Below are 23,118 nucleotides of genomic sequence, written 5' to 3' on the forward strand. Positions count from 1 at the left end.
TTAATCCCGAACAACCAAGAAATAAATTATTAACTTTAAACTAAATAAACCTGAAAGTTGAAAGAAAAGTGACAACCAAATTCAGGCAAGTACATACCTATTACCTTTTACCTATTACCTTTTACCTAATACCTATTACCTCCCAATAATCCTCCATCGTATCCACATCTTTGAAATCTTCATCGAAATCAACAATTTCACATAATTGCGGATTTGTTTTCCAAAATTGACCAAGGCCTTTTTCTCCTTGCCATTCAAAAAACAAAGAAAGAAAGTGGCTTGGAATCAAAATAGGTGGGGCAGATTGCCCACGAAAGGAACTGATGATGGCCTTTTCAGGTTGTTGCAAATGATGATCAATGAGGGTGTTAAAATGATTTTCATTCACCAAGGGTAAGTCGACCAAATGAATTAAAACGGGTTGCTCCGACTTTAAATACCTGAGTCCTTCCGACAAGGTACTTCCCATGCCCGACAAAAAGGACTCACATACAAAATAGGATAATTCTTTGTGAGTGACCTGTAAACGTTGAATAATTTCGATTGACTTAGTTGTTTCAGCCCCTAAAAGAACTAAAACATGCGGAGTACTTTTCAACAAAGATAAAATGGCTAATTCCAACAGACTTTGACCCTTTATTTCCAACAATTGTTTGGCTTGACCCAATCGGGAAGAGGTTCCAGCAGCTAAAATTAGCCCTTGTATCATCTTAAATTTGATTTATATCAAAAGGTAATTTACGAATTCGTTTTCCTGTTGCCAAGAAAATGGCATTGCATAAAGCAGGAGCGACAGGTGGTAAACCTGGTTCACCTACCCCACCTGGTAGATCTTCGTTTTTCATCACAAAAACCTCAACTGTCGGAATTTCTCCTTGTCTCAACACCGCATAATCATGAAAATTACTTTGCTGGGTTTCACCATTCTTCACGGTAATTTCATTTTTAATGGCTGCCGTTAATCCCATCACAATATTACTTTGCGTTTGAGCAATAATATTTCTTTCATTTAAGGCAATGCCACAATCAATAACAGAAAACACCTTCTTTATTTTTACTCCTGCGCCTATTTTCTCTACCAAAAATGCATGTGCTACCGAACTAGCAAATGATCTTGAAATAGCAATACCAATCGCTTCTCCACGTTTCTTGCGATTACGATAATCGGATATTTCAGCTAATTTATTCAATATGGCCGTAAACTTTGGATGGTCTTTCAACATGTTTAAACGAAGATCCAAAGGATCTTTTTTGGTCAAATTGGCTATCTCATCTAGAAAACTTTCTTGTCCAAACAAATTGGTGGAGGCATAGACCGAACGCCACCACAAAATTGGAATTTTGGTTTGTACCAAATTGAAGGAATTTCGTCGATTGGGAAAAGCATATGGACTATCTTCAAGATTGATCCCTTCCCCAGCCCAAGGATCAGGTCCTTCACCAAGAGGTGCTCTGAAAACTTGATTTAAAATAGACGCTCCATTTAATTTATGTTCAAAAGCTAAAATATCACCTTGCTCATTTAAACCTGCTTTCATAGCAGATAACATTCCTGGTCTAAACGGCCCTTGTTGGGTATCGTCCTCACGGGTCCAAATGACCTTGACAGGAGCATTGACTTGTTTGGATAAATTAGCTGCTTCCAATACATAATCGTAATACGCTTTTCGGCCAAAGGCACCTCCTAAAAAAGTAACGTTGATTTTAATATTTTCAGGTTTGATTTGTAAATATTGAGCCAATTCAGTCAGTAAAGCGTCAGGACCTTGAACTGGTGCCCAAACTTCTACTTGTCCATCTTGCACAAATACCGTTGCATTTTCGGGCTCCATGGGTGCATGAGCCAAAAATGGAGTCTGATAATTCGCCTCGAGCACCTTATCTGAAATCAAAATAGCTTTATCAAATTCGCCGACTTTGGCATCTTTGTATTCATACCCTTTCTCCTTACCTGCTTTTTCCAATTTTTGGAAATAGGCATCTGTATTCATATCAGGTGCTTCTTCCGAAGTCCATTCAATTGTTAGGGCTTTTTTTGCTTTTAGTGCTGCAAAATAGGTGTCGGCTAAAACAGCTACCGCCTCTGTTTTGGCATGAGGCATTTTTCGTTCTGTTTTCAGCACAAACTTGACACCTTTTTGTGCGATCGCTTTTTCTCCATTATAAGATTTCACTTTGGCATGAATCATAGGTGCATGTGCAATCGCAGCATACAACATTCCAGGAAGTTTTACATCCATACCAAAAATTGCCGTCCCATTTACTTTCATTGGTACATCCGCTCTTGGCAAAGATTTTCCTATTTGAGTAAATTCATTGGCTGATTTTAATTTTGGATTACCTGGAATAGGCAAATGAGAGGCCTCTTCGACCAATTCGCCATAAGAGAAACTCTGATTAGACTTTTTTGAATAAACTTTGGCATCCTTGGCATAACAATCAGCTACCGAAATATTCCATTTTTTGGCAGCAGTCTGAATCAACATCTCTTTAGCGGCTGCTCCGGCAGTACGCATGGGAATCCAACGAGTACGGATAGATGAAGAGCCACCCGATAATTGAGACCCAAATTTGGCAGAACCATCCGACATCACCACATTCACAGAAGACATTGGAACTTCCAATTCCTCTGCAATCAACATCGGTAATGCTTGAAAAGTACCCTGACCCATATCTGGCCTAGCATTGTATAGCGTAACTTGACCTAATTCATCAATCAAAATATAAGGATTCATTTCAATGGCCATATTGGACACCTTAGAAAGCTTTTTAAGGGTATTTGATTGAGATTTACCTGAAAATCCTAAAGCTAAAAAAGCGACTGAAAAAGCACTTTTTTTAATAAAATCTCTACGAGAATTGGCGTTATTTGTGTTCATCTCTGTATAATTTATTTAGCTTTTTTAGATTGATTGATTGCTTTGGCTGCTACATGTATAGCATTACGCATATCGTTATACGTTCCGCATCGACAAATATTACCGGCCATGGCTTGGTCTATATCATCATCAGTTGGTTGCGTGTTTTTGGCTAACAAAGAAGCTGCTGCGAGTATTTGACCACTTTGACAATATCCACATTGTGGAACTTGTTCCTTGATCCAAGCTAGTTGAACAGCATGTTGATTATCAGCAGATAAGCCTTCTATAGTAACAATTTTATCGACTGATTTTACAGTGGAAACGGGCGTTGAGCAGGAACGAATGGGTTCTCCATTCACTAAAACGGTACAAGCTCCACAAAGTCCCATCCCACAACCGAATTTGGTACCATTTAAACCGACGATATCTCGAATAACCCACAGTAAGGGTGTCTCAGCATCTACATCTACTCGATGCTTTTTTGAATTAATTGTTAGTGAATAAAGAGGCATAGTTTTAAAATTATGGCTGAATTTACAATAAAATCAAATTCATTCTATTAAAAATGGATAAATTAATCCTTGTGAATAAAAAGAATTATTTTTGTTGAATGTTAAATGATTCTGAAATCTTATTTATTGAAGAAAATCTTCTGATTGATCCATTTCAACTTGCCTTGAAAAAGAAGAAAATTGATTCAGTTGATTTCCAAAAGGTCGTGCATCAAATTCATGCTAGGCAAAAGCTAAAAGACAAACTTCCTACATGGGTTGCCCAACCAAGCCTATTTTTTCCAGCCAATATTTCCTTGGAACAATCCTCCTCAGAACAAACAAGTCAGTTTAAAGCCTGTTTGATTTCTGGGAGAATAATTGATATTACAGGTGGTATGGGCGTGGATGCTTGGGCCTTTGCCAAAGCTGGAAATCAAGTAGATTATGTAGAAAAGCAAGAAGATTTAGTGAAAATTTCGCAATACAATCATCAAATATTACTTCCTAATCAAATTAAGCATCATCACACAGACGGAATCTCCTACCTACATAAACATTACGAAGATTTTGATTATGTTTATTTAGATCCAGCTAGAAGGAATGTACATGGAGATAAAGTATTATTGTTCAAAGATTGTCAGCCGAATGTGATGGAAATATTACCATTCATTGACAAAGGATTGAATTTACTGATAAAAACAAGTCCATTATTAGATATTGATCGTGCAGTAAATGAATTAAATGGTGTGGATGAGGTCTATGTGGTAGCTTTAAAAGGCGAGGTCAAAGAATTACTTTTCAAAAAGACTAAAAATGCCAGTGAGCATGCCCTGATTCATGTGATTGAATTAAGTCGTGAAAATCCATTTATTTTTTCACAAACTAGAGCTTTTGAAAAAGAACAAATGACAACTTTTTCCCAAGCAAAAAGATATCTCTATGAAGCACATCCAGGATTGATGAAGGCTGGATTTTTTAAGAGTATCTGTCAATTGGGAGTTGAAAAAATTTCACAGCACACACATTTATACACATCGGATCAAATCATCGAAAATTTTCCAGGTAAAATTTTTCAGGTCTTAACGGCAGGAACAGCTGATACAAAATGGATCAATGATTATATTCCGGAAAAAAGGGGAAATATCATAACCCGAAATTTTCCACAGTCGAGTGTTGAATTAAGGAAAAAATGGAAATTAGGTGATGGTGGAGATAAAAGCATTTTAGCCTATCAAAATTTCGCAGGAAAAAATGAAGTAGCAATTTGCAGGAAAGTCCAATAATAATTTCTAAAATTCAACAAATAATATACCTTTGCTCATTAAAATCCGTTAATAGGATTATAATAATCATATCATGAAACACTTAATCAACTTCTGTATTCTTTTTCTTATTTCTTTCTTATCATTGGGACAAACTTTTTCCGGAATTTCTGAAATCGAAAGTGCTAAAAAAGAAGGATTTTACACTTACATCAATGCAGCAGAAGAAGATGTGACTGAAAGTTGGAAAAAATACTTAAATGAGTTTGGGAATGTAGAAAAAGGCCGAAATGGAGCCATTATTTCGAATAACACCAAGGTAAAATCGATTTCCGAAAATGAGTTTACTGTGCTTTCCAAAATAACCGAAGAGAAAAATCGTGTACGATTATTTATTGCAATTCCATTGGGAACTGATAATTACATCAAATCTGGACATCCTAGTTATCGAGAAGCAAGTATTTGGTTAGACAATTTCGTTAAATTGGCTCAATTAGAAGAAGCTGCCCGATTGGAAGAGAAAAAATTAAATGAATTAATTAAAACAAAAACCAAAAACCAACGATATGCTGAACGATTAGTTCGTGAATTAGAAGCCAATAAACGTCAAACTGATTTGTTAAATTTACGCCTAGATGAAGCAAAATTAGCTAAAGAAAAGATTTTAGCTAATCAAGTTCAAAATCAATTGGATTTGAAATCAAGTGAGGATTCCGTTGTTATTCAAGGTCAAAAATTAGAAACCGCTAAACAAAAATTAAAAAAATAAACATCTATGAAAAACCTATCCATCAAAATCATTATTCTTTTTGTTTTTATCACAACGAGTAGCTTTGGATTGATTGAATATAATTCCATCAAGGCTAAACAAAATACACAGATTACTTCTGACTCGCTTAAAAATAAATACCCTATTAATTCCTTATCATCTAAATATCCATCCGATTTAGAGGAAAAAAAAGATACCTCCAAAGAGTCTGAACAATCCGCCAATAACATTCAAAAATGGGGATCTTATTTAATTTTAGGAGTGAAAAAAATATTGACAACTCTCATAAAAATTATTTTTTCTATTTAAAAGATATGCCCAAATTTAGCATCCAAACAGACATCAAAGCCAATATGAATCATGTTTGGAAGCAATTTGATCGAAATTTATTAGCCAAACTTTCTCCACCCTTCCCCATCGTAAAGATTGAAACTTTTGATGGATGTCAAATAAATGACCATGTAGCGTTGAGAATGGATTTTGGGATATGGCAAACCACTTGGAGTTCCATTATTATTGACAATAAAGAAACGGAAAACCTCAATTATTTTACCGACAAAGGGATGAAAATGCCATTTGGTTTAACATTTTGGGAACATACACATGGTGTAAAAATGCTGAGTGCTTCCACTAGCGCAGTAGTAGATTCCATCGAATACAAATCAAAGTTTGTATTATTGGATTACCTGTTGTTTCCTTTATTCTATGGAATGATTCTTTACCGTATACCTATTTATAAAAAACTCTTATCAACATCTTATGAAATTAAGCTTAACGAATAAAATTATTATTGGGTTTGTCCTTGGACTTATCATTGGAGAATTTTTCTTTTTGAATTTTAGTGTAGAAGTTAGCCACGAATGGGCTGCTAAATTCCAGGTTATTTCTAAAATTTTCTTGCGATTAATCAAAATGATCGTAGGTCCTTTGGTATTTTGCACCTTGGTTGTTGGCATCGCCAAACTAGGTGATTTCAAAGCTGTGGGCCGTATTGGAATCAAAACCATCGGCTATTTTTATTTTGCTACTATTTTATCCTTGTTAACAGGCTTAGTGGTTGTGAATGTTACCAAGCCAGGAAGTTTACAAAGTTGGCCAAAACCCGCAGCAGGCACAGATACAGGTATTGACGGTTCCAAAGTCAAAACCTTGGAAGATTTTATTTTACACATATTCCCAGATAGCTTTTTCAAAGCATTAGCGGAGAATGAAATTTTACAGATTGTCATTTTCTCCCTTTTCTTTGGAGTGGCTTTAGGATCCATTGGTGAGACGGGCAAAAAATTGATACATGTCATAGAAAATTTAGCTGAGGTTGTTTTTAAAATGGTCAACTATGTCATGGAAGTGGCGCCTTATGCCGTTTTTGCAGCGATGACCACCGTAGTTGCCAATAAAGGATTGAGCATTTTGATTAGCTATGGTTATTTGATGTTATGCTTTTTAGGTGGACTCTTATTTTTTACCACCGTTATTTTATGGATCATTTGCGCGGTCAACAAAATCCCTTATTGGAAATTATTAACCGCTTTAAAAGAAGCTTTGCTAATATCGTTTTCCACAGCTAGTTCAGAAGCATCCTTTCCTCAAACGATTGCGGCCTTGGAGAAATTTGGATGCAGCCGAAGAATTGTGGGCTTTGTTTTGCCTTTGGGATATAGTTTTAATTTGGACGGATCCATGCTTTATATGACCTTCGCTACAGGATTTATTGCACAAGCATATGGAGTTCAACTGAGTTTAGAACAACAAATAACGATGTTGTTAACGCTGATGATTACGTCCAAAGGAATTGCTGGAGTACCTAGAGCTTCGTTGGTGATTATTGCTGGCACTTTAACCATGTTTAATTTACCTGCCGAAGGAATTGCCTTATTGTTAGGAGTTGATCCTTTCTTGGATATGGGCAGAACCGTTACTTCTGTTGCAGGAAACGGAGTCGCAACTTGCGTCGTTTCTAAATGGGAAGGGGAATTTAATCCAGTTATTGAGTCTTAGACGTAAATGTAATTTGGACTGCTTTATAGGCTGGAAATATCGACGCTAAAAAAGTAATGATGACAACTATTAAAGTGGTCCAAATAAAATCTGCTACTTCCATTTTAATCGGATAAGCATCAATTAAGGCATTGGGTATACCCAAGGAAATAATACCAAATGTTTCTTGCATCCAAGCAAAACCGAATCCTAAAAACATTCCTAAAAAGGCTCCAGAGAAGCTTATCAAAATCCCTACTAGCAGAAAAGTTTGAAATAATTGTTTTCTGGTAATTCCCATGGCTAACATCGTAAAAAGGTCCTTTTTCTTTTCAATTACCAACAAAGAAAGTGCATAAAATAAGGTGAATGAGGCAATTCCCATAACGAAGGCCATGATTAAGAAAACAAATAATTTTTCAATTTTAATCGCTTTCAACAAGATAGCATGTTGTTCATCACGTGTTTGTATTTCAAAAGAGGAACCTAAAATTTGTTGAATATTCTTTTTGACTTCAAGGGATTGATCTTCATTTTGTAGCATTAATTCAATGCCTGAAAATTGATTTTCAGATCCCACCAACTGCTCCATCCAATTCAATGGAACAATGACCATTTGGTTATCAAAATTTTGTTCTACTTCAAGTACACCTCCGGGAAAAAAAACATTACTTCTGGCGGCTTCCGAATTAATGGAAAAATTTTTCAACGATTGATGGTTGGGATACCAGGCTTCAATGGGAGTAAATACATCCTCAAAACTCATTCCCATACTTAAAAAAACACCTAAACCCACTAGACCAAAATTACGATCGTAATCATTGAGCAAATAATCACCTTCGGTCACTTGTGCCTTTAAACGTTTTGCTTTCAGAAACTCATCCGTGACACCCTTTAATCGTACCACCAATTGTTTACCACCATAACGAATAAGGGCTTGATCCTCTAAAACAGGATTAATGAATTTAATTTCCGGTAATTTACGTAATTGTTGTATTTGTGTAGGTGAGAAAGAAAAACGATTATCTTTTTGATGAATAATTTTCAAATCAGGATCATAGGTCCGAAATAAGCCTTTTTGAAAATCCTCTAAACCATTAAATACCGATAAAATGAGAATCAAAGCCATTACCTCCACTCCTACGCCAATCATAGAAATCCGAGAAATAAAGGTGATGAAACTCGCCTTAGTTCTTGTAAAAAAATATCTTTTAGCAATAAATAAAGGTAAATTCACGGAAATTCAATTAAACTATTTATTCATCATCGGTTGCTGGCGGAATGACTAATCCTTCAAACAAGGCATCTATTTTAGCCGCATATTCTGCCGTGTCGTCTAAGAAAAACGATAAATATGGGATGATTCGTACTTGATGACGAATTTTATTGGCTAGAACCGTACGTATCGACTTATTATTATCCTCTAAAGCTTGTACCACTTGGGTTGGATTGTCAACCAATAGAAAACTTAAATAGACTCTCGCAGAAGAAAGATCGGGACTGACCTTAACATCTGTGATGGTAAGCATCCCTTTTCCCGTAATTTCTTTGAAATCCTTCTGAAATATTTCACTTAAATCTTTTTGAATTTGTCTTCCAAATTTTTGTTGACGTTTACTTTCCATAATTTCTCCTTTTCTTTACTTGTCAAAAATTTTACAAATTTCACAATAATAATTGGATTCACCGTAATTTAGCAAGTCGAAAAGAAAAATATGTTTGAATTATTAAAATCAAATTACCGATTTGCGCTTATTACTAGTCTGATTTTATGGGCTGCAGGAATCTATTCTGTCTATTTCTTACAATTATCCCCTTTTCCATGGGAATTCAAATACCATCTTTTGGGCAATAAACTCAACCAAGGATTCCAACTTTATGCCGAAATAAAAGATAATACGAGTCCATTTTCAGCATTATTTTATCGATTACTCGGTTATTTATCCATCCCTATAAGTTGGAACATTTTTATTGCTGCCGCTATTGTTGGTATTCAAGCTTGGGTTTTCCAACAAACCTTGGGTAAGCACCATGTACTTCCTCGAATTGGATTAATTCCAATGATCATTTATTTGCTAACTTTTCACTTATCCTTTGAGTTTTTTGTTCCGACGCCTGCCTTGATTGGATTAACCTTTTTACTTTTAGCTTGGCGGGAAATTACCTCTCAGCAAACACGTATTCAAACCAATGATGGTGTATTTTTTATTGGTATTTTTATCGGAATTGCCAGTATTTTCTATTTGAGTTACACCATATTTATATTTTGGGCCTTATTAAGCCTAATATTCTACACAGGTATTACGATACGGCAAGTATTGTTAACCTTTGTCGGATATTTATTTGTGGTTGTTTTAACAGCCATCGTTTTTATGTACAATGGCAACCTAACATTCATGTTAGAGGTTTTTAAAAAATCTGCTTTTTCGTATCAAGCACCTAATATTCGGGACTGGCAACAAATTTTCATTGTATTTTCACCCGCGATTGTATTTGGTTTATTGGGTTTATGGGGAGTTAGCCGTAGTAAGAAAATCAAAGCGCATGCTCAAAAAGTCTTTCAAAGTAATCTAATCTTTCTCCTTTTCTCCATCCTTTCCATTTTCACATTACCAAGTTTATCAAGAGCCAATTTAGTTTTCATAATGCCATGTATGGTGCTTTTTGGGCTAAATACATTTTACATCTATCGTGAGAATTGGAAAAAAGAATTGATATTTTGGGCATTAATAATTGGAACAGCCGTCAGTTTGAATGTCCAATTTTCCACCAAAGATTTGGATCGATTAACAAACAATAAATTGAAGATAAGAAATGAGAAATTAATGGTATTAGGTCCTCAAATTGAAGAATACCAAGCAAATATCATGGTGGGGCCATTCATCAATTGGGAATTATCGCAATTTATCTTCAGTGGTATCAATGAATATAAAAATGTCATTTCCATTTCGGATTTCTTACAAAAAGATACACCAAGCTACATATATGACCCGACGAATAAATTTCAAATAATTAGTCGGTATTTACCTCAAATAAATAACCAGTATCAATTAATTGAACCAAATCTTTACAAAAGAATCAAATAGATTAACAGCAAGAAATTTTATTTACACGGCCTTGGTGTCTTCCGCCTTCAAATGGCGTATCAATAAATATCTGAAGACATGCTTTAGCTTCTTCTAAAGAAATAAAACGGACAGGTAAACAAATGATGTTGGCATCATTATGTTGGCGTATTAACGAGGCTACTTCCGTATTCCAAGCCAAACCTGCGCGAATACCTTGATGCTTGTTTGCGGTAATAGCAACTCCATTGGCACTTCCACACAACAATAAACCAAAACTCACCTCCCCTTTTTCTACCGAATCAGACACAGGATGAGCAAAATCAGGATAATCCACAGAATCCAATGAATAGGCACCAAAGTCTTTTACTTCGATACCTTGTTCCTTTAAATATTGAATTAAATCATTTTTATATTCAAAGCCAGCGTGATCACCACCGACAGCAAAGGTTATTGTATTAATCATAAATAGCTATAAAATTTCACAAAGGTACATGGATAAATTTTACATTTACGAGTGAATAAGAATAAAAATGTGATTGCTAAATAGTTGAAAAATAAGAAGGATAAAATCAAAGTTAATTTTAAGATATCCACTGAAAATTCAATTTAAAAGCTCTATTGTTTTATAACCGTTAAATAAATAAAACTATTTAAGTTTCAACGTTGGGAAATATATCGTTAAATTTAAAAAAATATTCTAGCAAATGAAATTAGTTTTTGTATCCAGCAAGTTCAAGTTTTCCCTATTTGCATTTCCATTTATCTTCATTCGTTTTTCGTCTTACAATTTGCAATCTTTCCAATATGAATTAGTATTTCCTCAAGAAATATTAATGGAAAACTGGGTATGGAAAATTCAGTGGTCTCCATTTCAAATTAAGCAAGTTAGATTAATTGAAAATGAAGTTATAATTCCCGAATTAATTATTGCCTTTCAGGAAAAACTCGCTATCAAACCTGCAGTAATGCCTCAAATTGAAATAAAAAATTTAAGTATTGATGGGTCAAGAATAGAAAACAAACCCAATAAAATAAATATTACTTGTTTAGAATTAAAAAGTATTAATACAATTGATTTGTCTCAATTAAATCCCTAATGAATTCATTATGTTAACAGAACAAAAAACTGATTCAAGCTTAATAAACGAAGTACCTAATAATCGTCGATTTCTTCGTTTCTTGTGGAATTGCGCTGGTGCAGATGTCGAATTATTAGACAAACATTGTCCTCCCTCTGATCATTCAAAATATGCAGGACTTGGTGGAATCGTACTAGCCACCGGAATTTTAGCCGCTTTTTCTGCCGGCTATGCTTTTTACACAATTTTTTCGCCAAAGGGAGATGCCATAGACAATACTTTATTTGTTGGGACTGTAATTGGCTCCATTATTGGAGGGATTGTTTGGGGTTTGATGATTTTTAATTTAGACCGATTTATTATTTCTTCGACAGGTAAAGGAGATGGGAAAGATAGCATTTCGTTCAAAGAATTAGTGAATGCAATTCCACGTATAATTATGGCCGTTATTATTGGAGTTACAATGTCAGCTCCTTTAGAGATTCGCATCATGCAATCAGAAATTGATGCAGAATTACAGAGCAAGCAAAATGCCTATTTGGAAAAGTTGAATGCTGAATCTGATACGATCATCAATAAGAAAGCTTCTTCTTGGAAAGTCCAATTAGATAAAGTAGAAAAAGAAATAAAAGATAAGCAAGCCTATTTTGAGTTACGTCGTTTGGAATTGAAAGATCAAATGAAAGCATTGGATGATGAGGCTGCTGGAAAAACGGCGAATGGTTCTGTTGGGATGGGACCTGCATACCGAAGTAAAAAAGCAAATTTAGATAAATTAGAATTGGAGCGTTTGCAATCAGTCGAGGCAGCAAAACCTGAAATAGAGCGTTTACAGAAAAATGCAACTATCTATCGGGAAAAAGTTCAAAATATTGAGTCAGAGCGCGAAGATTTAAAGAAAGAAAATGTTAAAAGAAAAAATCAGCTTGATGGATTATTGGCAAGAATTCACATTTCTCATGAGATTGGGGGCTTGGTTCCATGGGTAATTATGGCACTTCTATTGATGATTGAAACAGGACCTATTTTCTTTAAATTAATGATGATTAAAGGTCCATATGATTATTTAGAAGAAAATAAGAAGAAGTTGATTTTAGCCAAGTCAGGAATTATTGAATTGCCTCCTCATATAGAAGGTGAAAAAGCTGTTGTAGAATACAAGTATTTACAAGTTGATGCCATGTCTGATGTAGCTAAGGGCGCAAACGAAAGTTGGACAAACCAGATGAACTCTGAGATTAAAGATAACCCAGCGAAATTCTTATAAATAACTTGAAACTCCTTAGATATTTAATCGTAGATTCATTAACATTTGGTGGAAAAATCTTGCCAAATGTTAATGATTTAGCCAAAGTAGAGAAAATTCTACTTTGGTTAGAAATTCAATTTACTGTATTTTTCTGCAGTGCGATTATTCTATTTTATTTCATTTCCTTTTCATGGATCATGGGATTTATTACGGGAGCATTATTTACATTTATCTATATTTCTATTACCCTTATTTTACTCTCTGGTTTCCGCAGATTGAGTTATTTAAAAAGAGAAAACAAAGTTTTGACTAATTCGCAGATCATAATTGGCAAAACTAAGATCGATGTATCGGAAGTGACATATGATTCTGTACCCAAAAAATCCCAACTAATTACAAGTATAATTCTTCGAATAACTTATATCATTGGGTTTTCCTTTACTATTTTTTGTGGTTTAACCTTGGGTTTAAGCATGCTATTTTATCCGAATTTAGAAGAAATTCATGGGCAGGAAATTATTCACAATTATGAAAAAGCTTATCCAAGTTTATATGGAGATCAAATTGACGACTTAAGAAATCAATTAAACTTACTTCGGTCAGATCGCTTGCAAATTGAAAAAAATAAAATTGAATTACTTACAAAAATCGAAAAAGCCCCGGATGAATTCCATAAAAGCTTCTTGCAAGTTGACTTAACGATTATAGAGAAGCAGATAATGGATTGGGACTTACTGCATAATCATGAGTTAAATAACATACCTAATAGAATTAATGAACTAGATGCGGAATACAAGGTAGGATTAGGTAAGCTCCAACTTTCAGTTCAATATAGCAAATACGGAATTTATCGTATTCAACATTTTTTAAAAAATTTAATTTTCCTATCACTTATAATGATTGGATTGTTAGTATTTACATTTATTTATCCATTCTATCTACGTTACCAAATGGTGTTGACGGAATCTGATTTGGATATCAAACTCGAAAACAAAACAATAGATTTTATTAAAGAAGAATTCATTAAATCAAATCAAGAAATAAAAAAAATAATCGATTCATACGGGTATTCACTTGGTCAAATAAATAGTAATGATCCGTTTTTGCCAATTGCGAAATTGAAGTCTGAAAAAGTGGCTTTGAAAAATCAGTTAGATACATTTTTAACGAATGAATTAGCATGAGTACATACATAACTCCTGAAATTTACAATAAAAAGGTAGATGATTCATTTTTTGCCTATGGTCACGTAATCGCCCTCTTTAAGGGTCCAGAACACATTGACAATCAAGTATTAACGAGTATATTAAAAAATAAACGAAAAAATTCGATACGTGTTTTTGACATTATCCTTTACAAGGATATAAATATTTCAGATGCTAAAGTTATCCCGAATGAACTTTGGGAGTCCACTTTGGTTGAAATGAAAAAATCGACATATTTTCATGCTACATTAGATGATCAATTAGCAATCCAATTTAATAAGTTCTATTTTAATAATGTAGATTTTTTACGAACATCCGTTTATCGTCCAGAATGCTTTATTAAAAATCCAGTATTCAATTATTCATTAGTTAAAGACGGCTTTGCTTACGGAGAGATCGCTGGTGAATTGTATTTTAAAGTCGGCAATCCAAAGCCATTGGCAATAAAAAAAACGCCTTTTCCCATTCCTAATCCGATTGCAGAAATTGAAACTCAAGTTGTTTCGAGTGCACCAGTTCAACCAGGAATTGGCTGTCTTGGACTGTTGATGAATTGTTTTAGTTTCTCTTGGTTATTGCCATTTATTCCAGGATTTTATACAAAAGCAGATATCCCATCACTCCAGAGAGCTGGATGTTTATGGCCATTATTACGCATGTTTGGGCTACTATTTCTTATGCTATTTTTATTTAAAGGCTGTTTAAACTATTCAAGTAATGCCTGGAATAGTGCCAAGAATGATGCTATGAAGAATGACAAAAAATTAGACATACCTACAGGTAAAGAAAAGATAGAACAGAGTGATAAACTAGTTAATCTACAAAAGAATAAATTTTCAGATACCACATTTGTCGTTCCTCCAGGGAATTACAAGCTAGTATTTTTCGACTCAAATCGGCAAGATGGAGATAAAATTAAATTAAGTTTAAATGGACGAGACTTAGAAGAATCACTTGAGGTATTGAATGCCAAACAAGAAGTTGTTTTGAAAAACATGCGTTATGGTAAAAATATAATCGATTTTGAGGCTTTGAGTAATGGTAAATATGGTATTTGTACCGCTGAAGTCTATTTAGTCAATATGGATGATGGTGCTACCAAGATGTATAAATTTTACAACGAGCAAGGATTTAAAAAACGCATATTTATTGAGCAACATTAATGGCGATTAGAATAATAAATGTTTGGGTAAAAGGGGATTTTAAAGCATTATCAGCTTTTGATGAAACTTATTTGTCCACTGGTTCAAAGCAAGTAAATGATGTGCTATTATCGCATATTGAAATAAGTAATGCGGTAATTCTAGATGAATTTGACCCTAAATTAGAACGTAAAAATCCTTACTTGGAATTTGACAGCACTTTACCTAATATAAAGATCAGGTTAAAAGGGCTTAGTCATGATGATGTCGCATTTAAAGAAGACATTAATGGATTATTAATTAATGAGGTAGAATTTTTGCAAAAGGTTCATCTGAATGATGTCGATAATTATGTTGTAAAAGGCACTGCCTATTTTTTGAGAAAAATTCAAGTAACAACACCCGTTATAGTTCAAAAAAAAACTGTAAATAAGCAAGAATTAGTTCAAATTAGGACCCGCATTGTAGAAAGTGACCCACAAGTGTTAGTCGATGACACAACTAAATTAACATTAAATAATCCACGTCTTCATTCATTTTTTCAATCCGAGAAAAAGAATTTCTTGATATCACTCCTAGTCTTAGGATTATTGATTTGGTTGTTTTTTAGTAGTGTATTTTTCCCTATAATATTGATTGTCGGGATCATCTATTTAGTTTGGTCATTTAAGCGGTTTTTCGTTGGTTATTCAAATCTGACAACCAATAAAAAAGACGAATTAAGCCCCACCATTGACATCTATAAATCTAGGTCATCTATACAAGACCGAAAATGGAGTCCATTTAGTAAGTTTATTTTGATTGGTTTATTCATATTAATAATATATGCTCTAATAAGTAAGCAATTTGGCTTACTAAATTTTTTGGCAATTGTAACATTTATTTGGGTTTTGCTTAATTATTTTTCCTCTGGATTTGGATTATTAAAACGGATATTTAATTTGATTGGAGGATTATTGCTAGGTTTACTTGCCATTATGGCGCTATGGTATTTACTTGGTGGAAATAACAACACGTTAAATGATGATACGCAAAAAGATGAATTTATTAAAAATAACAAGATATTGAAGATGGGTGATTCACTACTCCATGTTCGCAATTGGCAAGATTATGAAGTGAATAAATTAGCCGGCAGATATTTCACATTTTATCCTCAATTCGACAAATCACTTAGCTTCAGGGATAAATATGAATCAGACGACATTTCTAAGGTATATCAAGAACTTGTAAAAAAGGATGAAAAGACTATTGATGCCTATGCCCATATTTTTGATAGTTTAAATACAGCAAATAAATGGGATCGCCAGCAATTAGCCGAAGCGATAGTTACATCAATTCAAACCATTCCTTATGTCCTGGTTCATGATCAATCATGCCAACAAGCGATTAAGGAAAGTGGGAGTTCATTCTTGATTCAATATCATAAAGACGGAAAGGAATGTTTACCCAATATCAAGTTTGGAATCCAAGGAGGTTATGAGTTTTTACATAATCTCAAGGGGGATTGCGACACAAGGTCCTTATTATGTTTTGAGTTATTGAGCCGATATAAATACCCCGTGGCCATGTTAATTAGTGAAGAGTATGGACATTGTATTTTGGGAATTGATTTGCCAATGAGGGGAAAGTATGTAGGGAATGCAAAAAGAAAATATTTAGTGTGGGAAACCACCGCTCCCGGCTTTAAGCCTGGCGAATTATCACCTGAAATTTCAGATATGGATAAGTGGCATATTGCTATAACAAATTAAACAAGTATAAACTATGAACACCATTGCACTTTATTTAGGCGTATTAGAAGTCGTTTTAGGCTTAGTTTACGGAATCTTACTTAGCTTTTTTGTTTTTGGGTTAATGAAAAAGCTTTTTTTAGACAAAATGGAAATTCGATATGATAATATGGCGTTTGGAGTATTGTTGTCGTTTGTTTTATTTTCTGTAGGCAAAATGGTCAATGCCGCATTGCAACCCGCTGTCGATTTTACGAATCGATTAATGAATATGGGGCTACAAATAGAGGAAGTATTGGGTAGAGCAAGCTATACCATTACTGGATTTTTTGTTGTAAGTACAATCGTTTCAGGCATAATAGTATCCATATCATTTGTTCTATTTAATTGGCTAACCCAAGGCTTAAATGAATTTGAAGAAATCAAAAACAAAAATGTGGCGGTAGCGTTGATTTCAGGCACAATTATTTTAGTTATTACCCAGTTTGTAGCTGGTGGTTTGGAGATGATTTTTGAAGCCTTTATTCCCTACCCTCCTACTCCAAGAGTATTTTAGTTTAAAAAATCTTTTTTCAATTAAATTTAAAAGATTTAGGGCAACAATTAGAAAGATAAATTTAATCCCAATGAGATGAAAAAAATAGTTATCCTATTGCTATTTATTCAAAATATTCTTTTTGGGCAGGTTTTGGTCATTGATAGAGAACTTGTTTCGGACTCCCTTCATCGTAATTACATACTTTCAGGTACATTTAGTTTTAACTCCGACAAACAAAAAAATAATGTAACAGAGTTTAACTCTAACTTTGAATATGACCGTATTTTTAATAATAATTATGCATTAATTAGTTCTGTTAAAAATGATTTAACCACAAATGGTGGAATTTTTATCCAAAACGAGGGAATTCTACAATTAAGGTATCGAGATAATGATACACGAAAGTTTAGCCCTGAACTTTTTCTACAATACCAATGGAATGGAGCTTGGGGAATGGAAAGTAGGTATTTGGAGGGTTTTAACATAAGACAACGTTGGATAGAAAAAAGTGGTTTTGATTTTATTACGGCTACTGGAGTGTTTAGAGAACAAGAAACATGGAATTGGGTTGGTGTAAATGAAAGCTTAGTTCCCAGCAATGCGGACATCATTAGAAAAGATATTTTCAAGTTTAACACCTATATAAAATCAGCCTTTCAAATTGTAAAAAATATCGACTTTTCTGCCATTTCGTTTGTCCAATTCCCTCTAACAAATGATTTCATGAAACCAAGGTGGTTTTGGGATTGCAATTTTAATTTTAATTTTTCAAAGCATGTGAATTTCCAGTTACATTATGATCATATGTATGATTCAAATAGGGTGGTACCTATTTCTGATTACTATTATAGTATTTCAACCGGGATACAAATTGTATTGTAAGTTGGAATTGGGCTGAAATCAATTTTAGTATTATTTTTAAAAATTCATTTAAAGATTTAGAAAATTATGAATATTGATACGATTCTATCAATTGCATCTATTATAGTGAATATAATAGGTTTTTACTTTGTTGTACGCCAAATTACTCAGCAAGCTCTTGCAACGCGCGGAGAGACATATACTAGCTTGTGTGGATTGTCTTATGAAATTTTGAAATTGATTCACGATAATCCATTTCTTTATGACTATTTCTATCATAATAAAAAACTTGAACCTAATTCAGAAAATCAAGTTCAAGTCTTGATATGCTGCGAAATGATTGCGAACTATTGTGATAATGTTACATTACAGAGAGAAAATATTCCGAATTATATTTGGCAAAGGTGGAAAAATTTTATTGTTGGTCAATTAGAAATAAGTGTTGTGCTTAAAGATTTCATGATTGAATATAAAAGTTGGTATTCCCCGGAAATGATTTCAATTCTGAATGAAGTTGAAAAATAAGTCGATTCCCCTTTAGCCATTATTTGATGTCAATATTAATCAAATTAAGAGATGAATTTAAAAGTCAACGAAGAAAATAATCAATTAAAACGATTGGGCGAAATACCTGTTCATATTTCTTACCCATTATATAATCTGAGCTGCTCAAGCAATTATTTCAAAAAATTACATTTGATCTCGGATGTACTTTTAGGTTTTTTCAGATTGTACGGATATGCCATCATAAGTATCGCTGAGCAAGAGAATCTTATCAATGAGTCATTGGAACAATCCATTGAGACCCTAATGACAAAAGATAGTCATGGGCTTTGGAGTTCTTCGATAGCGAAATTGATTCAAGAATTAGACAAGCAAAAATCAAATGCTTTATCTCCTGAACTCGCTAGTCTTTTTGGTGTTTCATTAAAAAGCATGAAACAACCCTCAATAAAAAGAATGACCGTCAAAAACACGGTTATTGACGGAAAAGGACAAAAGCAGCTAGTTGATGTGACCAATACTCCAATAGAATTGTTGATCAATTTCAGAAATAAATATGTAGGACATGGGACAGTTTATTCAGAGATTGAGAGTAGGAAGATTTACGAAACATATGAACCAATTTTGGATACATTCATTGATTCACTGCTTACCTGTCAGACTTTCCAATTTAAGGATACTGCTACGGGGGAAAGTCTTCATGGATATGAACAATCTTGCAACGGTTCGATTAGCCTTGAATACCAATCTCAAAACTATTTGTTTAGTTCTTTGGAACAACTTTCCATGGAAGGTATTCAACAGGATATAACACGGAGTTTTGTGGATGCCAGGTCTTGGGATGAGTTGGATACCCAAATCATAGAAACCTATCCTTATTTTCTAGCTCACCCATATAAAAGAGCCTTAGAGGAAGAAAATAGTTTTAAGCGGCTGCATTTAATAAAGGAGGTTTTTCTTAATTATTTGAAATATGTAGGACTATTAACAGCATCAGAATATTTCAATAGTAATTTAAAAATTGGGGAAATTAATCGGGCATTTAAAAACTTCCTTTATCGACCTCAATTTGGGCATTGGAATGCATTTATGCGTAGTGCCATTCAAGCATTAGGTGAACATAATCACCAATGGTTTGTAAAGGAATTGCCAAAGTATTACGAGGAGGTGGAGACGTTGCCCTACGAAAAAAATGGAACAACAGCCATTGGCCAACTAATCAATTTTCGTAATCATTACCTCGGACATGGTACCGTTCCATCTGATCAAAAATGTGCTGTTCTTTGGGAAGAGAACTTTGAATTGTTGAAAGAACTTTTGGTAAAAATGGATTTCTGTAAAAATTATACCATCGTCAGCAGTGATAAAACAGTGTCTTGGCGATTGATGGGAGATGAAATAACCCAGGTTAATCTCAGACAAAAGTTAAAAAGCAATGTTGCCATGCTCAACGCTGATAATCAAGAATTGAGTATTGTCCCCTTCTTTATTTTGCCTGGGGAATACTTTATTAAAGAAGTTTCAGAACGAGCAAAATTAATGGTATATGAACAAAATACAGGTAGCCGCATCGTCTTCTTTAGCCCGGAAAGTGTCCATGGTGAAACTAATAATGAAAAGGTATTGGAGCAATTGAATCTGATGATTCGAGAAAAAGAAAAGCAAGAACCTGTTTTCATGAAAGACTTGGATGAGGTGAGTTGGAAGGCTCTCTTAAAGGAAAACAATGAAGCCACTAATCAATCGCTTTTGAGTGAGAAAAAAGTAATCAAGGGAATATATCAGGAACGGCAAGATGCTGAGTTGGCTCTCCGCTCTTGGATTGGAGCTCGAGCAGGTTTATTCTTTTTAGCAGCAGAAGCGGGTAGTGGCAAAACGAATTTATTGGTCGAAATGAATCGTCAATATCAAGAACGAGGACTAGATACTATTTTACTTCGGGGAAATCGGTTTCGTACCCCCGATATATGGGAGGAGTTATGTTATCGACTAAATCTTTCTCCTGATAGTTCCTTTGAAGATGCTGGATTCGTTACCTACGAGCAGGAAAACCCTATTATGATATTGATTGATGGAGCCAATGAAAATTCCAATTCAAAGGCCCTTTTTGATTCAATTATCCAATTTTTAGATAAATACAAAGGTGGTCATATTAAAATTGTAATGAGTTGGCGTGTGAATACCAAAAGTGAATTGCCTCAAGCGGATGAAAAATATGAGGCTATTATTTATAGCGATGCCAATGAAGGTGCTCGAGAGGAAAGCCTGATTGCGAAATCTTGCCACTGGTTAAAGCCATTAAATAAAGTAGAAGTTGAAGGTGCTTGGAATAAATATGTCAGCGACAAACAAGATAAAGTGCGACGTAAACCAAATTTCACGTACGAAGAATTAACCTATCATGATCGCTCATTGAGCGACCAGCTCGACAATCCGTTATTGCTTCGTTTATTCCTAGAGTTGAATAATGGGAAGGGGTTGCCAAAGAGTCGTGGAGTATTCACAAGCATTTGGACCTTGTATCACGAAAAACTAATTTGTCAATAAGCGATGACGGATAATCATTTTCTTCTTTTTCGTGTCGCTGAACTCATGCTTGAACAGGAGCAACATGTCCTGCCGGTTGATATGCTATTTGACGACAACCAAATTGGCGATTTTGTGAAAAGTATTCAAATCGATTCACCTTTCCAACAAATGTTACTTGAAGGGGTTTTAACCGAGTCAGTCAGAGAAGAAAAGTTGTACGTAGGCTTTACAGTAGAAGGTTATTTTCATTACATCCTCGGAGAGGTGATTTTTAAACAAACAGAAGGCTGTGGTGCGGAAGTATTGAAACAAATGGTTGAGGGAAATAAATTAAATGGATTAAAAGAAGGGATTGAACAATGTTTGATCAGGGATGTAAACCAGAATGATTTATCGAGGTTGATGTGGCTTATTGATTCAGGAGGTGATTTGTTAGATTTATGTGCAAAGCCTTTAGCTCATTCTTTTTTAAATATTAAAGGTCAAATTAATTCTGAGGAAGAACTGACAAAGGCATACTCTGATCAAATTAGCAGGGTAACCAATGAACTTTTTGCTGATCCAACGGATAATGATACAGAAGCGCTAAGTAGAGCAATAAATTATCTAGAAGAAACACAAAAAAATAATGTTTTAGCTCTAGTTTACCATCAAATTAATGAGCTGATTGTCCCTACTGATTTGAAAAAGGCAATAATATATGTTAAATCAATAGAATATATACCTGAGTATGATCGAATTAATAAACTTCAAAGCCTAGAAGATTATCAATTAAATGAGGAAAGCGATTTGGCTTCCACATTTTATAATTCATTAGGACAGCAATTTTATTTTGTAGGTAATTATGAAAAAGCAATAGATTTTTATAAAAAATCATTACACATAAATATTGCACTTCATGGAGAAGTTCACTCTTCCACAGGATTAACCTATAATAATTTCGGATTAATTATGTTTGATCAATATGAATTTGACAAGGCTTTTGAGTTTTATGAGAAATCATTATCAATTCGATTGAAATTCCATGGTAATCACCATCCTTCAATAGGTCAGACTTATAATAATTTGGGAACGGTATGTGGTGAGAAAGGTGAATATGATAAAGCCATTGATTATTTTGAAAAATCATTGGCTATTCGAGTGAAAATCCACGGTAATCAACATACACTAAGTGTCAATACTTATAATAATCTAGGTGCAGCTTGGAGTGACAAAGGGCAATTTGAAAAGGCGTTTAAATACTTGAAAAAAGCATTATCTACATATATTATTGTCCATGGAGATCATCACCCTAGAACAGCGAATGCATACAATAATTTGGGTTCAGCTTTCGAACGCAAGGGGGATTATGATAGTGCACTTGAAAATTTTGAAAAATCTTTACACATTCGATTAAATGTCCTTGGTAATCAACATTCTACAACAGGGGAATCCTACAATAGTTTAGGGTCAGCCTTCCGAGGCAAAGGGGATTATGATAGTGCACTTGAAAATTTTGAAAAATCTTTAAACATTCGATTAAATGTACATGGTGATCAACATCCCTCTGTCTGGAGCGCTTACAATGATTTGGGATTAAGTTGGTTTAAAAAAGGAGATATTAAAAAAGCTATTGAATATTTTGAAAAATCTTTAGCCGGACAAGTAAATACACATAGCGAAAAGAATCAATCTATTGCATCTACCTATACTTACCTTGGTGATGTTTTCAAAGATGAAATCGATTTACTTAAAGCTGAGGAATATTACCTAAAAGCCTATGGAATATTTATTAAATCACTTGGGTCAGAACACCCAAATACTAAATTTTTAGAGCAAAAATTATATGACCTCTAATCACCTACTTCTTT

General features: G+C 34.1%; 22 protein-coding genes. 16 read left to right on the top strand and 6 right to left on the bottom strand.

From position 1 onward, the window contains the following. Positions 1-121 precede the first annotated feature (121 nt). The 3 genes from V7S76_RS12845 to V7S76_RS12855 are packed head-to-tail and all read right to left on the bottom strand — an operon-like array spanning position 122 to position 3,373. A complete protein-coding gene (locus V7S76_RS12845; RefSeq protein ID WP_459510538.1) occupies positions 122-709 on the bottom strand; it encodes a nucleotidyltransferase family protein in 588 nt (195 codons plus the stop codon). 1 nt (position 710) lies between these two features. Further along, on the bottom strand, positions 711-2,879 hold the full coding sequence (locus V7S76_RS12850; protein WP_459510539.1) for a xanthine dehydrogenase family protein molybdopterin-binding subunit: 2,169 nt from the start codon (positions 2,877-2,879) through the stop codon (positions 711-713). Between the two features lie 11 nt (positions 2,880-2,890). After that, positions 2,891-3,373, bottom strand: a complete 483-nt coding sequence (locus tag V7S76_RS12855) for a (2Fe-2S)-binding protein (protein ID WP_459510540.1) — start codon at positions 3,371-3,373, stop codon at positions 2,891-2,893. Between the two features lie 98 nt (positions 3,374-3,471). Here V7S76_RS12855 and V7S76_RS12860 point away from each other — a divergent pair, with 98 nt between their 5' ends. The 5 genes from V7S76_RS12860 (at position 3,472) to V7S76_RS12880 (ending at position 7,384) form a co-directional block, all read left to right on the top strand. Further along, positions 3,472-4,638, top strand: coding sequence for a class I SAM-dependent methyltransferase (locus V7S76_RS12860; RefSeq protein WP_459510541.1), 1,167 nt, complete (start codon positions 3,472-3,474; stop codon positions 4,636-4,638). Positions 4,639-4,711: 73 nt separating this feature from the next. Beyond that, positions 4,712-5,386 (top strand): hypothetical protein, encoded by a 675-nt coding sequence (locus V7S76_RS12865; protein WP_459510542.1) that lies wholly within the window; start codon positions 4,712-4,714, stop codon positions 5,384-5,386. 6 nt (positions 5,387-5,392) lie between these two features. Then, on the top strand, positions 5,393-5,695 hold the full coding sequence (locus V7S76_RS12870; protein ID WP_459510543.1) for a hypothetical protein: 303 nt from the start codon (positions 5,393-5,395) through the stop codon (positions 5,693-5,695). Positions 5,696-5,700: 5 nt separating this feature from the next. Then, positions 5,701-6,168 (top strand): hypothetical protein, encoded by a 468-nt coding sequence (locus tag V7S76_RS12875; RefSeq protein ID WP_459510544.1) that lies wholly within the window; start codon positions 5,701-5,703, stop codon positions 6,166-6,168. Continuing rightward, positions 6,146-7,384: a dicarboxylate/amino acid:cation symporter gene (locus tag V7S76_RS12880; protein WP_459510545.1), complete on the top strand. Its 1,239-nt coding sequence runs from the start codon at positions 6,146-6,148 to the stop codon at positions 7,382-7,384. The genes V7S76_RS12875 and V7S76_RS12880 overlap by 23 nt, the downstream gene beginning before the upstream one ends. On the opposite strand, the gene V7S76_RS12885 is transcribed toward V7S76_RS12880, so the two are convergent. Both V7S76_RS12885 and rbfA read right to left on the bottom strand, forming a co-directional pair. Continuing rightward, the gene (locus V7S76_RS12885) at positions 7,371-8,600 is read right to left on the bottom strand and encodes an ABC transporter permease (protein ID WP_459510547.1); all 1,230 of its coding nucleotides are present in this window, start codon (positions 8,598-8,600) and stop codon (positions 7,371-7,373) included. The two genes, V7S76_RS12880 and V7S76_RS12885, sit on opposite strands and share 14 nt — an antisense overlap. Before the next feature lie 19 nt (positions 8,601-8,619). Next, a complete protein-coding gene (rbfA, locus tag V7S76_RS12890) occupies positions 8,620-8,988 on the bottom strand; it encodes a 30S ribosome-binding factor RbfA (RefSeq protein ID WP_459510548.1) in 369 nt (122 codons plus the stop codon). A gap of 90 nt (positions 8,989-9,078) precedes the next feature. Here rbfA and V7S76_RS12895 point away from each other — a divergent pair, with 90 nt between their 5' ends. Then, positions 9,079-10,449, top strand: a complete 1,371-nt coding sequence (locus V7S76_RS12895; RefSeq protein WP_459510549.1) for a hypothetical protein — start codon at positions 9,079-9,081, stop codon at positions 10,447-10,449. Between the two features lies 1 nt (position 10,450). Here V7S76_RS12895 and rpiB read toward each other — a convergent pair whose 3' ends face one another. After that, positions 10,451-10,894, bottom strand: coding sequence for a ribose 5-phosphate isomerase B (gene rpiB / locus V7S76_RS12900; protein WP_459510551.1), 444 nt, complete (start codon positions 10,892-10,894; stop codon positions 10,451-10,453). Between the two features lie 370 nt (positions 10,895-11,264). Between rpiB and V7S76_RS12905 the strand changes: the two genes are divergently transcribed. From V7S76_RS12905 to V7S76_RS12950, 10 genes are all read left to right on the top strand, one after another. After that, complete coding sequence (locus V7S76_RS12905) at positions 11,265-11,528, top strand: hypothetical protein (RefSeq protein ID WP_459510552.1); 264 nt, start codon at positions 11,265-11,267, stop codon at positions 11,526-11,528. 10 nt (positions 11,529-11,538) lie between these two features. After that, on the top strand, positions 11,539-12,777 hold the full coding sequence (locus V7S76_RS12910; RefSeq protein WP_459510553.1) for a DUF4407 domain-containing protein: 1,239 nt from the start codon (positions 11,539-11,541) through the stop codon (positions 12,775-12,777). A gap of 5 nt (positions 12,778-12,782) precedes the next feature. Beyond that, entirely contained in the window at positions 12,783-13,943 is a 1,161-nt protein-coding gene (locus V7S76_RS12915) for a hypothetical protein (RefSeq protein WP_459510554.1), read from the top strand. Beyond that, positions 13,940-15,127, top strand: coding sequence for a hypothetical protein (locus V7S76_RS12920; protein ID WP_459510555.1), 1,188 nt, complete (start codon positions 13,940-13,942; stop codon positions 15,125-15,127). The genes V7S76_RS12915 and V7S76_RS12920 overlap by 4 nt, the downstream gene beginning before the upstream one ends. Beyond that, the gene (locus V7S76_RS12925; protein ID WP_459510556.1) at positions 15,127-16,857 is read left to right on the top strand and encodes a hypothetical protein; all 1,731 of its coding nucleotides are present in this window, start codon (positions 15,127-15,129) and stop codon (positions 16,855-16,857) included. Before V7S76_RS12920 ends, V7S76_RS12925 begins: the two co-directional genes overlap by 1 nt. Positions 16,858-16,870: 13 nt before the next feature. Next, a complete protein-coding gene (locus V7S76_RS12930; protein ID WP_459510557.1) occupies positions 16,871-17,392 on the top strand; it encodes a DUF350 domain-containing protein in 522 nt (173 codons plus the stop codon). A 75-nt stretch (positions 17,393-17,467) separates the two neighbouring features. Beyond that, the gene (locus V7S76_RS12935; RefSeq protein ID WP_459510558.1) at positions 17,468-18,256 is read left to right on the top strand and encodes a hypothetical protein; all 789 of its coding nucleotides are present in this window, start codon (positions 17,468-17,470) and stop codon (positions 18,254-18,256) included. Between the two features lie 66 nt (positions 18,257-18,322). Beyond that, on the top strand, positions 18,323-18,760 hold the full coding sequence (locus V7S76_RS12940) for a hypothetical protein (protein WP_459510559.1): 438 nt from the start codon (positions 18,323-18,325) through the stop codon (positions 18,758-18,760). 51 nt (positions 18,761-18,811) lie between these two features. Further along, positions 18,812-21,286 carry a hypothetical protein gene (locus V7S76_RS12945; RefSeq protein WP_459510560.1) on the top strand — a complete coding sequence of 825 codons (2,475 nt, stop codon included), beginning with the start codon at positions 18,812-18,814 and terminating at the stop codon, positions 21,284-21,286. Between the two features lie 3 nt (positions 21,287-21,289). Next, a complete protein-coding gene (locus tag V7S76_RS12950) occupies positions 21,290-23,104 on the top strand; it encodes a tetratricopeptide repeat protein (protein ID WP_459510561.1) in 1,815 nt (604 codons plus the stop codon). Positions 23,105-23,118 lie beyond the last annotated feature (14 nt).

It is taken from the genome of Aquirufa sp. ROCK2-A2 (assembly GCF_054558485.1).